General features: G+C 41.9%; 12 protein-coding genes. All 12 read left to right on the top strand.

Annotation, left to right across the window (positions count from 1 at the left end):
- Nucleotides 1–11: 11 nt before the first annotated feature.
- The 12 genes from VEIS1202513_RS08835 to VEIS1202513_RS08780 all read left to right on the top strand — a co-directional run bounded on the left by VEIS1202513_RS08835 (nucleotide 12) and on the right by VEIS1202513_RS08780 (nucleotide 15,792).
- Nucleotides 12–785 (top strand): ABC transporter ATP-binding protein, encoded by a 774-nt coding sequence (locus VEIS1202513_RS08835; RefSeq protein ID WP_105081743.1) that lies wholly within the window; start codon nucleotides 12–14, stop codon nucleotides 783–785.
- Nucleotides 786–1,249: 464 nt separating this feature from the next.
- Nucleotides 1,250–2,041 (top strand): uracil-DNA glycosylase, encoded by a 792-nt coding sequence (locus VEIS1202513_RS08830; protein WP_213467338.1) that lies wholly within the window; start codon nucleotides 1,250–1,252, stop codon nucleotides 2,039–2,041.
- A gap of 80 nt (nucleotides 2,042–2,121) precedes the next feature.
- Nucleotides 2,122–3,201 carry a DUF805 domain-containing protein gene (locus VEIS1202513_RS08825; protein WP_213467337.1) on the top strand — a complete coding sequence of 360 codons (1,080 nt, stop codon included), beginning with the start codon at nucleotides 2,122–2,124 and terminating at the stop codon, nucleotides 3,199–3,201.
- A gap of 391 nt (nucleotides 3,202–3,592) precedes the next feature.
- Nucleotides 3,593–5,728, top strand: coding sequence for a ribonuclease J (locus tag VEIS1202513_RS08820; protein WP_244856258.1), 2,136 nt, complete (start codon nucleotides 3,593–3,595; stop codon nucleotides 5,726–5,728).
- Between the two features lie 196 nt (nucleotides 5,729–5,924).
- Entirely contained in the window at nucleotides 5,925–6,881 is a 957-nt protein-coding gene (locus VEIS1202513_RS08815) for a DUF2232 domain-containing protein (protein WP_213467335.1), read from the top strand.
- Nucleotides 6,882–6,900: 19 nt separating this feature from the next.
- Nucleotides 6,901–8,928 (top strand): DHH family phosphoesterase, encoded by a 2,028-nt coding sequence (locus tag VEIS1202513_RS08810; protein WP_213467334.1) that lies wholly within the window; start codon nucleotides 6,901–6,903, stop codon nucleotides 8,926–8,928.
- Nucleotides 8,925–9,371, top strand: a complete 447-nt coding sequence (rplI, locus tag VEIS1202513_RS08805) for a 50S ribosomal protein L9 (protein WP_213467333.1) — start codon at nucleotides 8,925–8,927, stop codon at nucleotides 9,369–9,371. Before VEIS1202513_RS08810 ends, rplI begins: the two co-directional genes overlap by 4 nt.
- Before the next feature lie 69 nt (nucleotides 9,372–9,440).
- Nucleotides 9,441–10,799 carry a replicative DNA helicase gene (gene dnaB, locus VEIS1202513_RS08800; RefSeq protein WP_213467332.1) on the top strand — a complete coding sequence of 453 codons (1,359 nt, stop codon included), beginning with the start codon at nucleotides 9,441–9,443 and terminating at the stop codon, nucleotides 10,797–10,799.
- Nucleotides 10,800–11,013: 214 nt separating this feature from the next.
- On the top strand, nucleotides 11,014–11,439 hold the full coding sequence (locus VEIS1202513_RS08795; protein WP_213467331.1) for a hypothetical protein: 426 nt from the start codon (nucleotides 11,014–11,016) through the stop codon (nucleotides 11,437–11,439).
- 222 nt (nucleotides 11,440–11,661) lie between these two features.
- Complete coding sequence (locus VEIS1202513_RS08790; RefSeq protein WP_213467330.1) at nucleotides 11,662–12,945, top strand: Y-family DNA polymerase; 1,284 nt, start codon at nucleotides 11,662–11,664, stop codon at nucleotides 12,943–12,945.
- Nucleotides 12,946–12,949: 4 nt separating this feature from the next.
- A complete protein-coding gene (locus VEIS1202513_RS08785; RefSeq protein WP_213467990.1) occupies nucleotides 12,950–13,273 on the top strand; it encodes a YolD-like family protein in 324 nt (107 codons plus the stop codon).
- Nucleotides 13,274–13,659: 386 nt separating this feature from the next.
- Nucleotides 13,660–15,792, top strand: a complete 2,133-nt coding sequence (locus VEIS1202513_RS08780; protein WP_213467329.1) for a heavy metal translocating P-type ATPase — start codon at nucleotides 13,660–13,662, stop codon at nucleotides 15,790–15,792.
- The last annotated feature ends 78 nt before the right edge of the window (nucleotides 15,793–15,870 follow it).

Raw genomic sequence — 15,870 nt, 5'->3', positions numbered from 1 at the left:
GAGGTGGCCTCATGGGTTACATTTCGGTGCGCAATGCACATAAGGAATTTATGAAAGATGGGGAACCACTCACCATTCTTGAAGATATTAATCTAGACATTGAAAAGGGCGAGTTTATTTGCCTCTTAGGCCCTTCTGGTTCCGGTAAAAGTACGCTGTTAAACGCTATAGCGGGCTTTGAGCTCGTTACATCTGGTTCCATTACTATCGACGGTGAAGAGGTGAAAGCGCCTCAACTCAGATATGTAACGGTATTCCAAAATTATGGCTTGTTGCCATGGCGTACGGTGGAAAGCAATATTGAGCTAGGCCTTGAAAGTAAAAAGGTGCCTAAAGAAGAGCGTCCTGCTATCATCGATAAATACGTTAAAATGGTAGGCCTTGACCACGCTCGTAATCGCTACCCAGCAGAGTTATCTGGGGGCATGCAACAACGTGTATCCATTGCCCGTGCACTAGCGGTAGATCCAGATATTATCTTTATGGACGAGCCGTTAGGCGCCCTTGATGCGTTAACACGCATCAATTTGCAAGACGAAATCTCTCGTATCTGCCGCGAAGAAGGCAAGACGGTTGTATTTGTTACCCACGATATTGAAGAAGCCGTAGTCCTTGCGGACCGCGTCGTAGTACTAGCGGCAAATCCAGGTCGTGTACAAACTATCATCCCTGTAAACATCATCGACCGAACAGACCGTACATCGCCGAACTTTGTTAATATACGTAACCATATCTTCGAACAATTCCAACTCGCAAAAGAAGACAAAATCGAGTTCTATATTTAGTTTTATATATCAGTTATATACATCTCAAAAGAAACACCCAAGAACTTTTCTGCTTGGGTGTTTTATAATAGACAAAACTCTAAAATAATGTATACTATAAGTAGCTGAAGGATTGTAAGAATTCACTGTTAGCACAAAAAAACTCCCTCAAGAACCGCGAAATACTTGAGGGAGTTTTTTATTGCTTATGGTCGTCTAAGCTAACGGGGTTAATCACCATGAAATTTCCTATCTAACCACTTGCAAATGAGATAGCTGGTCACATTTACCACGATAGGAACTAGAAGGATTATAAGAATATCTTTCACTGTTGCACCTCCTTTCTGTACCTGTTTCCCCAGAACGGAGTGGTGACATCTTGATTGTAGTACATATAACTATATATTTCTTATGCAATTCGTGTAATTATCATGTATAGTAGATATATATCGGTAATAACATATGAAATTTAAATTGGAGGCTGTATGTCTTTGTTTGAGTTAGAGAAGACCTTGTCTTTTGATGAATATATAGGGTCCTTTGATACAGAGCGCGTAGAGACGGTGCGCGGTTTTGTAGATTGGCTCGCCCAGTATTCGGGGAGTCTTGTCCATAATCCTTGGGGTGAGGTTAATCCTGATTTAGAGATTGTCACAAAGGGCTTTGATGCGGCCCGAGTGCGTCGAGATAATTTGGTCGCTTATTTATTGCCGCGCTTAGGTCGAGCTAAGGTTTTTGTGGTGGCTGAGGCTGTAGGCTATCAAGGGGGCCGCTTTACAGGTATTGCTATTACTTGTGAAAGAATGTTACTAGATAAGCATAAAACCATTCGTGCGAAGGATGTAACGCCTATTCGCTTAGAACGAACTAGTTCTCCTAGTAGTCATCTGTTGAAGGGAACACAGCAAAAGGACGGCTTTAACGAGCCTACTGATACTGTTGTTTGGAGTGCTATTATTGAAAAGGGTATCAATCCTTATGACACATTGTTGTGGAATATATTCCCTTTTCACCCGCATAAGGAAGGAAATCCACTGACGAATCGCACGCCTACGGATAAAGAGCAACAATTAGGTTGGGACTATACAAAACGCTTGTTAGATTTACATCTTGAGTTAGGTGGTGTAGAACCTCTTATGCTCGCCGTAGGTCAAAAGTCTGCTGATACGATGGCTAAATTTGGCCTGTCTGCTATTGGCTTGCGCCATCCTGCAAACGGAGGAGCTAATCTATATCGACAAGGATTTACTGAGGCGGTAGATACCTATTTAAAATAATAGGTGATTGAGATTATTAAAATAATAAGTAATTGAGATAGTTAAAATAATAAAAGATTGAGAGTGTTGGAGAGAAGTTTATGAAACGTTATTGTGATGCTTGCCGTCATTATTGTGATGAGGCGGCTATGTTTTGCCCTACCTGTGGGCAGTATACAGTGGCAACAGAGGTGGAGCGTATCGCACCAGAAGGCGATGTAATCTATCCTTTCGCCCATTACCAAATGAGTTATAAGGATACATTCCTCTATGTAATGGGGAAAAAGTTCATGGATACGGATGGGCGTGCCTCTCGTAGAGAGTTTTTCCAGTTTCTATTGTTGTGGCATATTGCTATTGTCGGCTTGCTAGCAGTATTTTATGGCTTAACCGCCATATTCCATACGGGGCCGTATCTAATCGGGTTGGCAGGTCTTATCGTTGCCATACTCAGCTTAGTATCCTTGATGCCTTTGGCTGCGTTATCTGTACGACGCCTCCATGATACAGGTAAAAGCAGTGCTACATTGTTGCTGTTTCTTATTCCCTTTGTAGGGCCTTTGATCTTATTAGGTTTGTTATGTGTAAAAGGACAGCCACAGGATAATCAATATGGCAGCGCATTGCAACATATCGTCATAGATAAGCGCTTGGCATCTATTATGAAGGTATCTCCTACGAGTAGTGCTTTAACTACACGTGTTCTAGTGGGATTACTTGTTATAGTAATCTGTGTGTTTGGCGCATCTTTACGTGCGATGGGCCCAGCTAATGAGGTATTCCCTGACGGATGGCTTACAAACTCTATCGTTGGTGAAGGCAGTGCGGAAGCAGCGCGAGCTTCTGTGCAAAATTATTTTGATGCCCTGAATAACAAGGATTATGATAAGGCTTTCACCTATATCATTAGCCAAGCTAGTACAAACCCGACAGAAAAACAAAAATGGCTAGCATCTATGAAACAAGCGCCAAAGGTGGATGTAGTATCCCTAGGTGTTACAAGGGTGAGTCGCACAGGGGATTTGAAGCGCATTGTCTTTGATGCAAGCCTACAAACCACAAGGGTTGGCGCCGGTGTTGTAGAATCAACGCCGATGAAGCGCTATATTTCTGTCATTGAAGAGAATGGTGTGTGGCGTATCGAAGGGTTTTACAAAACTATGCCAGATGATGATAAATAGAATATGATATATCTAAATAGCGTTAACATGGGGGCTACCCTCTTTTGTTAACGCTATTTTTATGTTACAATAGACATAGCGTATGAAAGCGAGGCTTTCATCAAAATCGATCGGATTATATTGTAAAGATCATTAGATTGGAACGAAGAGAACGTACCCGTCGCGGCTGACATGTCTAATGATGGCAATATACTCATTTGCTATGGCAAATGGTCACAACAGCACTAGGAACGGCAAAAATTGATAGCGCATTTTTGCGCCTATTTGACGAGACGCTAGTATTTTAGCGCCTTTTTCTTTGTGTGGCCTCCATAGCATAGATCAATTCAAGTGATAGGTGAGAAAAGAAACTATGTTAAATAAAATAATGAACAAAATTTTAGGAGGAACTGTGAATACAACAGATAATCAGGTTACTGCACAAGTGAAAGCAGAACCAACAGTAGCAAAACCTGCTACTCGTACAGCTGCGGCTGAAGGCGAACATAAACAGACTCGCCGCCGTACTAATACACGCCGCCCTGCTGGCGAGGGTCGTACTCGTCAACATGCAGCTGGTGAAGGTGAAGGCACAACACGCCAACGCCGTACAAATACTCGTACAAATGCAAATGGTGGTCGTACTAATACGCCACGCCGTACAAATACACGTCGCAATGCTGAGCAAGGTGAAGGTCAAGAACGTACAGAACGTAAACCTCGTCAAACTCGTGCACCACGTGGTGAACGTAGTGAAAATACGCGTAATACGCGCTCTAACAATGGTCGCAATAGTCAAAACCGTAACAACAACCGTCCAAATAATCGCTCCACAAACCGCAACAATCAAGAGGCTCCTGTGGAATTAGTAGGTCGTACACCAAATGGTGCTAATAAGGGTAAATTCCAAATCATCCCTCTTGGCGGTCTTGGTGAAATCGGTAAAAACATGACCATCTTCCAATATGAGGACGAAATCATCGTTCTCGACTCTGGTCTTGCGTTCCCTAGCGAAGATATGCTTGGCGTAGATATCGTTATTCCTGATATGAGCTATATCATCGAGAATAAGGATCGCGTGAAAGCTGTCGTAATTACCCATGGTCACGAGGACCATATTGGTTCCTTGGCATACCTTATGAAAGAAATTAACTGCCCAGTATATGCAACAAATCTCGTTTGTGGTTTGATTGAAGGCAAGTTTAAAGAACATAAGGTATCTCCGAAATGTCTTCGTACTATTGCTGCAGGCGATGAAGTTCAAATTGGTCAAGTGAAGGTTGGTTTTATCCAAACAAACCACTCCATCCCTGACTCCTGTGCTGTGTACTTCGATACGCCAATCGGCACTGTACTTCATACAGGTGACTTTAAAATCGACCAAACACCAGTTGATGGCCGTTTGATGGATATGCACAAATTTGCTGAGCTCGGTAATAAAGGTGTATTGGCCTTGATGTCCGACTCTACAAACGTTGAAAAACCAGGTACTACAGGTTCTGAAAGTTCCATAGGTCCTGCTATTAAACAAGCTGTTGGAGAAGCAAAGGGGCGCGTTGTGTTAGCTACATTTGCATCTAACGTATCTCGTATCCAACAAGCTATTGATGCGGCAGTTATGTTCAACCGTAAGGTTGTCGTTATGGGCCGCAGCATGGTAAATGTTACAGAAATCGCTCAAGAACGCGGTTACTTGAACATTCCACCAAATACAATTATCGACGTAGATGTAATGCACAACTACACAGATGACCAAATTATGATCTTAACAACTGGTTCTCAAGGTGAACCGATGGCAGGCTTGTCCCGTATGGCTACAAGCAACCACCGCACTGTAGAGTTGGCACCGAATGATACAGTTATTATCTCTGCTACACCAATTCCAGGTAACGAAGGTGCTGTAGGTAGAACTATCGATAACTTGCTCCGATTAGGTTGTCACGTTGTATATGGTAAAGATCGTGGTATCCACGTATCTGGTCATGCGAGCCAAGAAGAGCTTAAAACAATGCTTAACCTTGTTCGCCCAGAATACTTCATTCCAGTTCATGGTGAGTACCGCATGTTGCGCCGTCATGGTGAACTTGGCGTTGCTATGGGCGTAGATCCTAAGAAAGTCCTTATCGGCGACAATGGTCAAATCTTTGAATTTGATAAAGATGGTGGCCGTAAAGGTGGCCGTGTACAAGCTGGCGCTATCTTCGTAGATGGCCTTGGCGTTGGCGATGTAGGTAACATCGTTATCCGTGACCGTCAACAATTGGCACAAGAAGGCATGGTTATCGTTGTAATGGCGATGGATAAGGCTTCTGGTACAATCGTAGCTGGTCCAGACCTCGTATCTCGTGGCTTCGTATACGTACGCGATGCAGAAGAACTTATGATTGCTGCAGAACACCGCGTAGACCAAGTTCTTGAAGAATGCGAAATGCAACGCATCAAAGATTGGACTACTATTAAGCAAAACGTACGCGACGCGTTGGGTAAATTCTTCTACGATAAAACTCGCCGCCGTCCTATGATCTTGCCGATTATTCAAGACGTATAATCACATATAATAAACAAAAGTACCGCACCCTATGGTGTGGTACTTTTAACATTTTAAAAAGGACCTATGGAATCTACTATAAATAGCGGTGTCATCGCATTTGTCTACTATATAGGGTATTTGAAGTTACCTTTTTAAACTGTTATAATTAAAAGATACCAATTAATCTATCTTCTTTTATTTAGAATGGAGATTTATGAAACAAACAAATACAAGAGCGATGGTAGAAACAGGATTTGTTAGTGCTATAGGTGTCATCCTTAGTGCTGTTAGTGTGTATTTACCAGCTTTCGCTTTTTTATCATTTTTTGTTACACCTGCAGCCATTGGCATAATTGGAACAAAATGGGGTCGCAAGTATAGTATATCGGCAGCTGTTGTTACTACTTTCTTAGCGGTAGTTTTGTTTGGACCATGGAATGGTATACCTGTTGGCTTATTTGCTGCGGTAGGTGTAGGGGTAGGAGAAGGAAATCGTCTTTCTTTAGGGACGATTAAGCGACTACTACTCCCTAGTATTGCTATGTTTGTTGCTGTATTAGTAACTTTAATGGCACAAGTATATGTATCTGGTATTACTCTATCAATGATAGATACACAGATGACTGAGCAAGCCCGTATGATTGCTGATCAAGCATTACAGACGAATCCTAATATCACACAGGAACAAGCTGATTTATTTGTGAAAAATATAGATAAGCTTGCTACTGGTTTGAAAGATGCGTTTTTTGTGGCTGTAGCTATAGCGGCAGTTTCATATAGTTATATAACTATTCAGATATCTATATGGCTAGGTAAGCGATTACGTATCTCCATACCTCGATTTTTACCAATTGAAGAATGGAGGATGCCTGTCTGGAGTGCAGGGCTATACGCTTTAGGTATTATTGGTATATATGGTACGCCGCATATCAATATGGACTCTTCCTGGGTCATAGCCATTAGTACTAATGTATTACTCCTTGGTAGCTCTATGTGTTCTATTCATGGTTTTGCAGCTTTAGCAGATTTGATGAGTAGTTACCGCATGAGTAATAAATTGAAGTGGATACTGCTAGGTGTGTATGCCTTTTTCTTTGGACAAGCATTAGCTATATTTGGTGTCATAGATATGTTTTTAGATTTACGGACACGTTACAAAGCGCGTCAATAGTAATAGAAAGGAGGCCGTTATGAAATCCTTTCAACGGAAATGGGAAGGTTTAGAAATTACCATTATTACCGTTATCGTATTATTGTTATTATTGTTGGCCTATCTAAATTGGGCCATTGCAATTCTAGCTTTAATTATCGTGGTAGCGGCGTATTTGGTTAACTATAACACCATTCATAACCGGCGTCGTTTAGCAAGGGAACAGTTTGGGGCGATGATGAAAAACGTCACACAAGCTTCGAACTTTGCCTTACAAAACTTGCCAATGGGGATTGCTCTTGTTAATAAACAAGGTACCCTCGTATGGAATAATAGTGTCTTTGCAGACTGGGTTAAGGTAGACTGGAATAAACTTCAAAAAATGTCTGCTCTTATGCCTGGCTTCCGTATTGATAAAATCTGGGGAAAATCTGGATTTATGACGGAACAGTATGGAGATAAGTATTTCCAAATTATTTACAAATTCATTGATCCTCGTGATGCACGACCAGATATTCATAGTGAAGATGAATTGGCAGAGCATGCAGTAATGGCTCTTTACTTTAAGAATATTACAGACTTAGAAAAGGCCCGTATTAAAGCCGAAGAAAATCAGCCTGTGTGGGGCATGATTCAAATCGATAATCTCGAAGAATTGACAAAAGGTCTTAGTGACCGCGAGTATACTAGCGTTTGGACAGATATTAATAACATTATTATGGATGAAATTGATAGACAAGAAGGCTTCATTCGTAACTTCCAAGATGATATGTATACCTTTGCTATTTCTCGTGGTGCACTTCATGCGATGGAGGAAGATGGGTTTAAAATCCTTGAGAGAATCCGTAAATTGCCTTCACCCCGTCAAGTGCCTGCAACGATTTCTATCGGGATTAGCGAGAACGTAGGCTCTGTAAAAGAGGTTTCTAGTCGTGCTCGCGCCGCCTTAGATATTGCATTAGGTCGCGGTGGTGACCAAGTGTGTATTATGGATGGTGAAAGTACCCGATTCTTTGGGGGCAATACAGCTGGTGTTGAGAAGAATACCCGTGTTCGTGCTCGTGTTGTATCGCAAGCTTTACATGAGCTTATGCTTGATTCCGATAAAATCCTTGTGATGGGTCATAAGCGTGAAGACTATGATGCGTTAGGTGGCATTGTCGGTGTTGTAGCTATTGCGCGTACCTTGGGTAAAGAATTACGCATCGTACTTTCAAAGGAAACGAGCGCCATTGATAAAATGGTGACTGTTCTGAAAGAGGATGAGTTCTGGACAGAACATATTATTACTCCTGAAGCGGCAAAAGCTTGGGTAGATGCTAATACGCTCACCATTGTATGTGATACACATCGCCAAGAAATGGTCGCAGCTCAAGAGGCTCTTGAAATTTCTGAACGACGCATCGTTATCGATCATCATCGTCGTGCAGCGGACTTCGTAGAAAACCCATTGCTTACATACTTGGAACCAACTGCATCATCTACATCTGAGCTTGTTACAGAGCTTGTACAATACGCAGGTGGTGGTGTAAAACTTTCAAAAGCAGAAGCTACAGGCATTTATGCGGGTATCGTGCTTGATACGAAGAACTTTGTGCAACAAACTGGGGCACGTACCTTTGAAGCGGCCGCATTCTTACGCCGTGCAGGGGCAGATATTGAACGTGTTAAACAATTATTTATTGAAACCTTCGATTCTGTTCAATTGCGTGCTAAAATGGTATTTGAAGCCAATCGAACTGAAGGAATTGCTATTTCTGTAGCTCCTGAAGGTTTGAAGGATATGATGGCATTAGCTGCACAAAGTGCAGACATGCTCATCAGTAATGAAGATATTGAAGCAGCCTTTGTACTGTATTCCTTGAATGACGGCGGTATCGGCGTTAGTGCTCGATCCAAAGGCAAGGTAAATGTACAGGTTGTAATGGAAGCCTTGGGTGGCGGTGGTCACAGAACCGTGGCTGGTGCCCAATTACAAGGTATGACGATAGAGGAAGCGAAGAAGGCTATCTTAGACCATGCTCTTGAAGCCCTTCATTCCGCAGAGAAAGAGGAGGAAGAACAATGAAAGTAGTATTGTTAGAAGACGTTAAAAAAGTTGGTAAAAAAGGCGAAATCGTTGAAGTTAGCGATGCATATGGCCGTAATGTATTAATCAAAAAAGGTCTTGGCCTTGAAGGTACAGCAACTAACGTAAATAATGCGAAACAAAAGCAAGAATCCATCGCTCACAATAAAGCTGTTGCCAATGACGAGGCTAAAATCTTGGCAGCTCAATTGGCTAAGGTTGAAGTAACTGTAAAAGTTCGCATGGGTGAAGAAGGCCGTGTATTTGGTTCCGTTACTGCAAAAGATATTTCCGACGCAGCTAAAGCGCAATACAAAGTAGATATCGATAAAAAGAAAATCGAAATTAAAGAACCATTGAAAACATTAGGCGTACATGACGTACTCGTTCGTGTTCATCCTGAAATTACAAGTACTATCAAGGTTAACGTAGTAGCTGAATAATAGTGTTCACCATGCTCTTTGAGTATGGTGAATTCTTTTATCCATAGTGGTTTTGTAAAGGGGATTATCATGGATGTACGCATTCCACCGCATAATCTAGATGCGGAAAAAGCCGTTTTGGGGGCTTTATTAACGAATGGATCCAACTCGGGCGCTGTTGTTGATACAGTGACGAGTATTCTAAAATCTGAAGACTTTTACCGCGATGCGCATCGTATTATTTATGATGCCATCTTAGAAATTGTGCATGCTAACAAGACGGCAGACTTCATTACTGTAGGTGAAGAGTTAGACCGTCGCAAGCGACTCGATGCGGTAGGTGGTCTTGCTTATATTACATCTCTCGCCAATGAATCTGTGTCCTACAATGTAGAGGAACATGCGAAGATCATTAGCGAAAAAGCTCAGTTGCGCCGCCTTATCGATGCAGGGAACAAAATCGTAGGTATGACGTATGCTGGTGAAGATGAACCAACGGCTATTCTCAATAAGGCTGAGCAAATGGTACTAGATGTAAGTGGTCAAACACAGTCTGAATCAACCTTTGCGCCTATTGGTGAGGTAGTATTATCCAATCTAGATAAGCTAAATGCATTGCAACAGCATGATGGTGCTATTACAGGCGTTCCAACAGGCTTTAAGGATGTAGACCATGTATTTAATGGTCTACAAAAATCTGACCTCATCCTCGTAGCAGCCCGTCCTGCGATGGGGAAAACGGCTTTCACCTTGAATATTGCTCAAAACGTAACGATGTTGTACGACAAGACGGTAGCGTTCTTCTCCTTAGAAATGGGTAAGGAACAGCTCGTTGGTCGTATTCTATCCTCCGTGGCAGGTGTGAGTTCTGAAAAATTGCGCCGTGCGAACATGGACCCTACTGACTGGGAAAAGGTTATCGCCGCTGCGGACCGCATGAGCAAATCCAAGCTCTTTATTGATGATACGCCGGGCCTTACCGTACAAGATATGCGCTCTAAATTGCGCCGTCTTAAGGTGGAACATGGTCTCGATCTCGTTATCGTCGACTATATTCAGTTGATGCAAGGCCGTAACTCCGGCAAGGGTAGTGAGAACCGTCAACAAGAGGTATCTGAAATCTCTCGTAACCTCAAATTGATCGCTCGTGAGTTCAATGTGCCGCTCATCGCCTTGTCTCAGTTGTCTCGTAGTGTTGAAAGCAGACCAGATAAACGGCCTGTACTTTCTGACCTTCGTGAATCTGGTTCTCTTGAACAAGATGCGGATATCGTTATCTTCTTGTACCGCGATAAATATTACGATGAAAACTCCGAAAAAGGGGACAACGCAGAAGTCCTCATTCGTAAGCACCGTAATGGCTCCGTCGGTACCGTGGAACTCCAATTCATTGGGGAATTAACACAATTTAGAGACGTGGAATTCCGAGATATGGGGCCGGAACAATAATGAAAACTATCGTGGGTGTGCCTATATTGATGGGGCCCGACTTTATTTCGACAACTTAGTTACAAAAAAGCACCACCTATCTCGTGGCTCCAAACGACGCGTAAGTCGCCCCTCAATAGGTGGTGCTCTTTTTGTATTACATTACCGAAAATAAGTCCCATCAATATAGTGGCACTCAATAATTTTCATTGTATTGTTGGGAGAGGAGTATGTGATGGATAGAGGCATGGAGTTTTTTGTATTTTACTTTTATTGTGTGGCTTTTGGGCTAATACTTAGTGGATTGTATTTAATTATCAGACGATTTGTATTGCGTCGCAATGGAACTCCAGTAACGATTGTGTCTATACTTCCACGAGTTATAAATGAAATACCATTTGTAGCTCGTGGTATGGATAAATATATTTACGGTTATGATATTAAGTATATCTTGAATGGTGAGATTCATACTGCTGAAAGTGTAGAGTTTTATATTTCTTTTGGGCCAATCGGTGGACCTGTAGTTTTATTTAGTCCGACAGGTGTGCTTGCAAAAAATGGAGAAGTAAGTATAGATAATGTAAGGGTAACTATTGTGTATGGCCTTGCTTCAATTGCATTAGGGATATGGGTATTTTTGAGGATGTTGGATTTTGTTTGAGAGAAATAAATAGCTATATTTAATTATGTGTTAAATATATGGGCATCTAATATTAGATTATATATCTAGTGTTAGGTGCTTTTTATTTTCTATAAATTTATCTTTATAATAACAAACATATGTTTGAAAATACTCCGTATTTTTGTTATACTAATCATAGAAATTATTCTTCTTGTAATTCTTATAAACTTCAGGTATTTAGCGGTTTAAGGAGGTGTTTGTATGGGTTCAGCTGATACGGATCGGATGTATATGTGCATTGATTTGAAGAGTTTTTACGCGTCTGTGGAGTGCGCCGATTTGGGGCTGGATCCGTTTACAACGCCTTTGGTGGTGGCCGATGGGTCTCGTGGCAAAGGGGCTATTACATTGGCCATTTCACCGGCCTTAAAAAAGTTAGGTGTTAAGAATCGCAGTCGTCTTTTTGAGATTCCTCCGCACATTGAGTATTTGACGGTGAAGCCTCATATGAAGCGGTATATGCAGGCGTCTGCTGAGATTTACGGGACTTTACTCAAGTATGTGGCACCTGAGGATGTACATGTATACTCTATCGACGAGTATTTTATCGATATTACGCCTTACTTACCGCTCTACAAGAAAATGCCTCGAGAGCTGGCGCAGATGCTACTTGACGCGGTGCTAGAGGCGACTAAGATTTATGCCACTGTTGGGATCGGCACAAATTTATTCCTCGCCAAGGTTGCCCTCGATATTCTCGCAAAACATGCGCCTGATTTTATAGGGTATCTTGATGAAAGCCTCTTTAAAGAGAAAATTTGGTATCATCAGCCCTTGACCGACATTTGGCAGATTGGTAAGGGCATAGCCAACCGCTTACATAAATATGGAGCGTATGATTTGCATGGTATCACCATGGTTCCAGAGGCTAAGCTATATAAGGAGTTTGGCGTTAACGCCGAGCTCATCATTGATCATGCTTGGGGCCGTGAGCCGTGTACGATTGCAGATATTCATGCGTATCGTCCTATTAAGCATTCTATCTCGCATAGCCAGATTTTGTTGCGTAACTATACCTATGAAGAGGCGCACGTGCCTATGCGGGAAATGGTGGAGTCCTTGGTGCTAGAGCTTTTACAAATCAAAGGGGTTACGAACCATATTCATGTTCATATTGGCTATGCAGATGAAATGGTGCGCTCTACTGGAGGTTCTAAAAAGCTTAAACAGTACACTGATTCATTGCAAGCATTAACGACGGCAGTAATTAAATTATATGAACAACATTGCCATAAAAATGAACTTATACGGCGTATAGGCGTAAGCTTTGAGGATTTAGTCAATCGCTCTGCTATACCTCAGGAGGTAGATTTATTCAGCTCTCTTGCGACGGAGGAAGAGGAAAAGGAGCGGCAAGTACATGAGGCGATGTTATCTATCAAGGAACAGTTCGGCAAAAACTCTATTCTACGTGCCTCTAGCTTGCAAGATGAAGGGACAATGCGCTTTAGAAATACCTTGGTAGGTGGCCATAATGGGGAATAAACTAATGAAACATCGTATGTCTCGTTTACAACGGGCGAAACAATTTATGCCCTTTGCGGCATTAAAGGGATTTGAAGTATTACTGGCAGCGGTGGCACGGCCTAAAGAGAATCGTGTAGAGCTATCGGAGGATCAAATAGAGGAATTAAACCGTACTATACAATCCTTGGTGGAAGGGGATTTTGTACGAGTGCTTTATTATACAGGTCATTGCTATACGGAATTAGTAGGGACTATCGAGGCGATAGGTAAACCTGCACATAGTCTATCTATTGAGGGCGTAGCCATTGCTTTTAAAGATATAAAGGAAATTAATCTTTTTGAATAAGAACCCTTTTGAATAAGAACCTTTGAAGAGTTGATAATAATAACACTAATGTAATTGGTAAAGTAATCAAATAAAGAAACTCAGTAAAGTAAATTGTAAAGTGAAGAAATATAGATTTGGCCTATGCTCATGTATGATGAGTATAGGCTATTTTACTATTGTTTATTATCATAGATATTTTGATAATTCTTCTTGACATACACCATATCTTCTATTAAAATAAACGTATGAACAGGTATTCATATAAATAAAATATCTGATGAAAAATGTTTAGGAACATATATAACAAAATATGAAACAAGATATGTCTAATAAGTATTAGAAAAATATTACCTATTAACTTACAATACAGGATAGAAGCTTTCACTATTATCAAAGGAGATATCATGGAAGAAACATTGTTATTGAAGAATTTGAACTGTCCGAACTGCGCAGCAAAAATTGAAGATCGTATCCGTAAAATGGATGTGGTAGAGACTGCCAATTTCACACTTGCTACACATCAATTAAAATTAACCGGCTCTTGGGAAGACCGTGAAGCTCTTAAACGTGACATTCAAGACATTTGTGATGCCATCGAAGAGGGCGTAACCGTAGCAGATTATGAACGTAAATCTAAAGCGGCTGTGGATGACCATGGTCATGATCACGACCACGGCAGTGAGGCAGTAACAATTGCAGTTATCATAGCAGGCCTATTGTTTATGGCTTACGAAGCATTGACTACAGTTGTTCCGTCCATCAGCTTGCCAGAGTCTATCGAAACTCCAATTTACTATATTGCCTATATTCTTCTTGCGTTCCCAGTATTGCGCATCGCAGGTCGTAATATCCTAAAAGGTGAAGTATTTGATGAAAACTTCTTGATGTCTATCGCTACATTGGGTGCTATTGCTATCGATGCATTGCCTGAAGCCGTAGGCGTTATCTTGTTTTACCGTATTGGTGAGTTCTTCGAAGAAAAAGCAACAGATCGTAGTCGTACAGAAATCATGAACGCTGTTGATATGCGTCCTCAAGAGGTGCGCGTTGTAGATACAGACTGCGGTGGTGAAATCGTAGTTATGGCTCCTGAAAAGGTTGAAGTAGGCTGGACTATCGAAGTTCGTCCTGGCGATTTAATCCCTCTAGATGGTACAGTTCTTGAAGGTGAAACTCGCGTTAACACAGCGCCTGTAACAGGTGAGCCTGTTCCTGTTCGCGCCGTACCTGGTACTCAACTTATGTCTGGTTGCATCAATGAATCTGGTCGCATTACGATGCGTGTAGATAAGGTTCTTGAAGAATCCATGGTTACTAAAATTCTTGATGCCGTGGAAAATGCAGCATCTTCTAAACCTAAAATCGACCGTTTCATTACGCGTTTTGCTCGCGTGTACACTCCAATCGTTGTATTCCTTGCTCTTGCTGTTGCAATTATCCCATCCCTTATTACAGGTGAATGGCATAAATGGATCTACACAGCCTTAACATTCCTCGTTATTTCTTGCCCATGTGCATTGGTGCTTAGCGTGCCACTCGCGTTCTTCTCCGGTATCGGCAATGCGTCTAAACACGGTATCTTGTTAAAAGGTGGTAGAGTTATCGAGGCGTTGGCTAATGTGAAAGCAGTAGCTCTTGATAAAACTGGTACTATCACATCTGGTGAGTTTAAAGTTCACAGCGTAGAAACTGTAGGCTCTCATGTAAGTTCCAGTCAATTGTTATCCATGGCGGCAGCTATCGAAGCCGTTTCTACACATCCAATCGCAACAAGCATCGTGTCTGAAGCAAAAGATCAAGGCCTTACAGTGGAACCTTCTGATTTCGTTCAAGAGTTAGCTGGTGAAGGTATGGTGGGTATGACTGATGGTCAACAAGTACTTATTGGTAACCGCCGCCTTATGGAACGCTATAATGTGCAAGGCTATCCAACAGAGGTTGCTGAATATGGCACAGAAGTTCTTGTGGCAGAAGGTAATACATACTTAGGTCGTATCATCATCGCCGATGAAGCTCGCCCAGACTCTGCTGAAGCGATTGCTAATCTTAATGGTCAAGATATTAAAACTGTTATGCTTACAGGTGATGCTGAAGCAAGTGCAAATTACATCGCTAAAGAAACTGGTGTAAGTGCTGTTCGCGCTCAGTTGTTGCCACAAGATAAATTGTCCGTAGTACAAGATATTCGCTCTGAATATGGTCCAACCATGTTCGTAGGGGACGGCATCAACGATGCTCCAGTGCTTGCTGGTGCTGATGTTGGTGGTGCGATGGGTAGCGGTGCTGATGCGGCTATCGAAGCAGCAGATGTTGTGTTCATGCGTTCATCTTTGACTGCTATTGCACACGTTCTTGACTTGTCCAAAGCGACATTACGTGTAGCATGGCAAAACGTAGTGTTCGCTATTGCTGTTAAAATCCTCATCATGGCACTTGGCCTTATGGGCTACGCATCCATGTGGTGGGCAGTATTTGGTGATACTGGCGTATCCATCCTTTGTATCTTGAACTCTATTCGTATCTTGCGCCGCAATTAGGTGAAAGCAGAGTTTATAGCTCTGTAGAGGAACGAAATAAATTACATTATCCTGATCTGAATGATTAGGGCTGATATA

It is taken from the genome of Veillonella orientalis (assembly GCF_018406505.1).
Lineage (GTDB): Bacteria > Bacillota > Negativicutes > Veillonellales > Veillonellaceae > Veillonella > Veillonella nakazawae.
Note: the sequence above shows the minus strand (reverse complement) of the source record. Positions and strands in the feature narration are given on the sequence as shown.

Excerpts from the sequence above, each read along its gene's own strand:
- VEIS1202513_RS08810 (WP_213467334.1), top strand. The coding sequence starts at position 6,901 with ATGAAATCCTTTCAACGGAAATGGGAAGGTTTAGAAATTACCATTATT.
- VEIS1202513_RS08825 (WP_213467337.1), top strand. The coding sequence starts at position 2,122 with ATGAAACGTTATTGTGATGCTTGCCGTCATTATTGTGATGAGGCGGCT.
- VEIS1202513_RS08790 (WP_213467330.1), top strand. The coding sequence starts at position 11,662 with ATGGGTTCAGCTGATACGGATCGGATGTATATGTGCATTGATTTGAAG.
- VEIS1202513_RS08780 (WP_213467329.1), top strand. The coding sequence starts at position 13,660 with ATGGAAGAAACATTGTTATTGAAGAATTTGAACTGTCCGAACTGCGCA.
- VEIS1202513_RS08815 (WP_213467335.1), top strand. The coding sequence starts at position 5,925 with ATGAAACAAACAAATACAAGAGCGATGGTAGAAACAGGATTTGTTAGT.
- VEIS1202513_RS08830 (WP_213467338.1), top strand. The coding sequence starts at position 1,250 with ATGTCTTTGTTTGAGTTAGAGAAGACCTTGTCTTTTGATGAATATATA.
- VEIS1202513_RS08785 (WP_213467990.1), top strand. The coding sequence starts at position 12,950 with ATGAAACATCGTATGTCTCGTTTACAACGGGCGAAACAATTTATGCCC.
- rplI (WP_213467333.1), top strand. The coding sequence starts at position 8,925 with ATGAAAGTAGTATTGTTAGAAGACGTTAAAAAAGTTGGTAAAAAAGGC.
- dnaB (WP_213467332.1), top strand. The coding sequence starts at position 9,441 with ATGGATGTACGCATTCCACCGCATAATCTAGATGCGGAAAAAGCCGTT.
- VEIS1202513_RS08795 (WP_213467331.1), top strand. The coding sequence starts at position 11,014 with ATGGATAGAGGCATGGAGTTTTTTGTATTTTACTTTTATTGTGTGGCT.
- VEIS1202513_RS08835 (WP_105081743.1), top strand. The coding sequence starts at position 12 with ATGGGTTACATTTCGGTGCGCAATGCACATAAGGAATTTATGAAAGAT.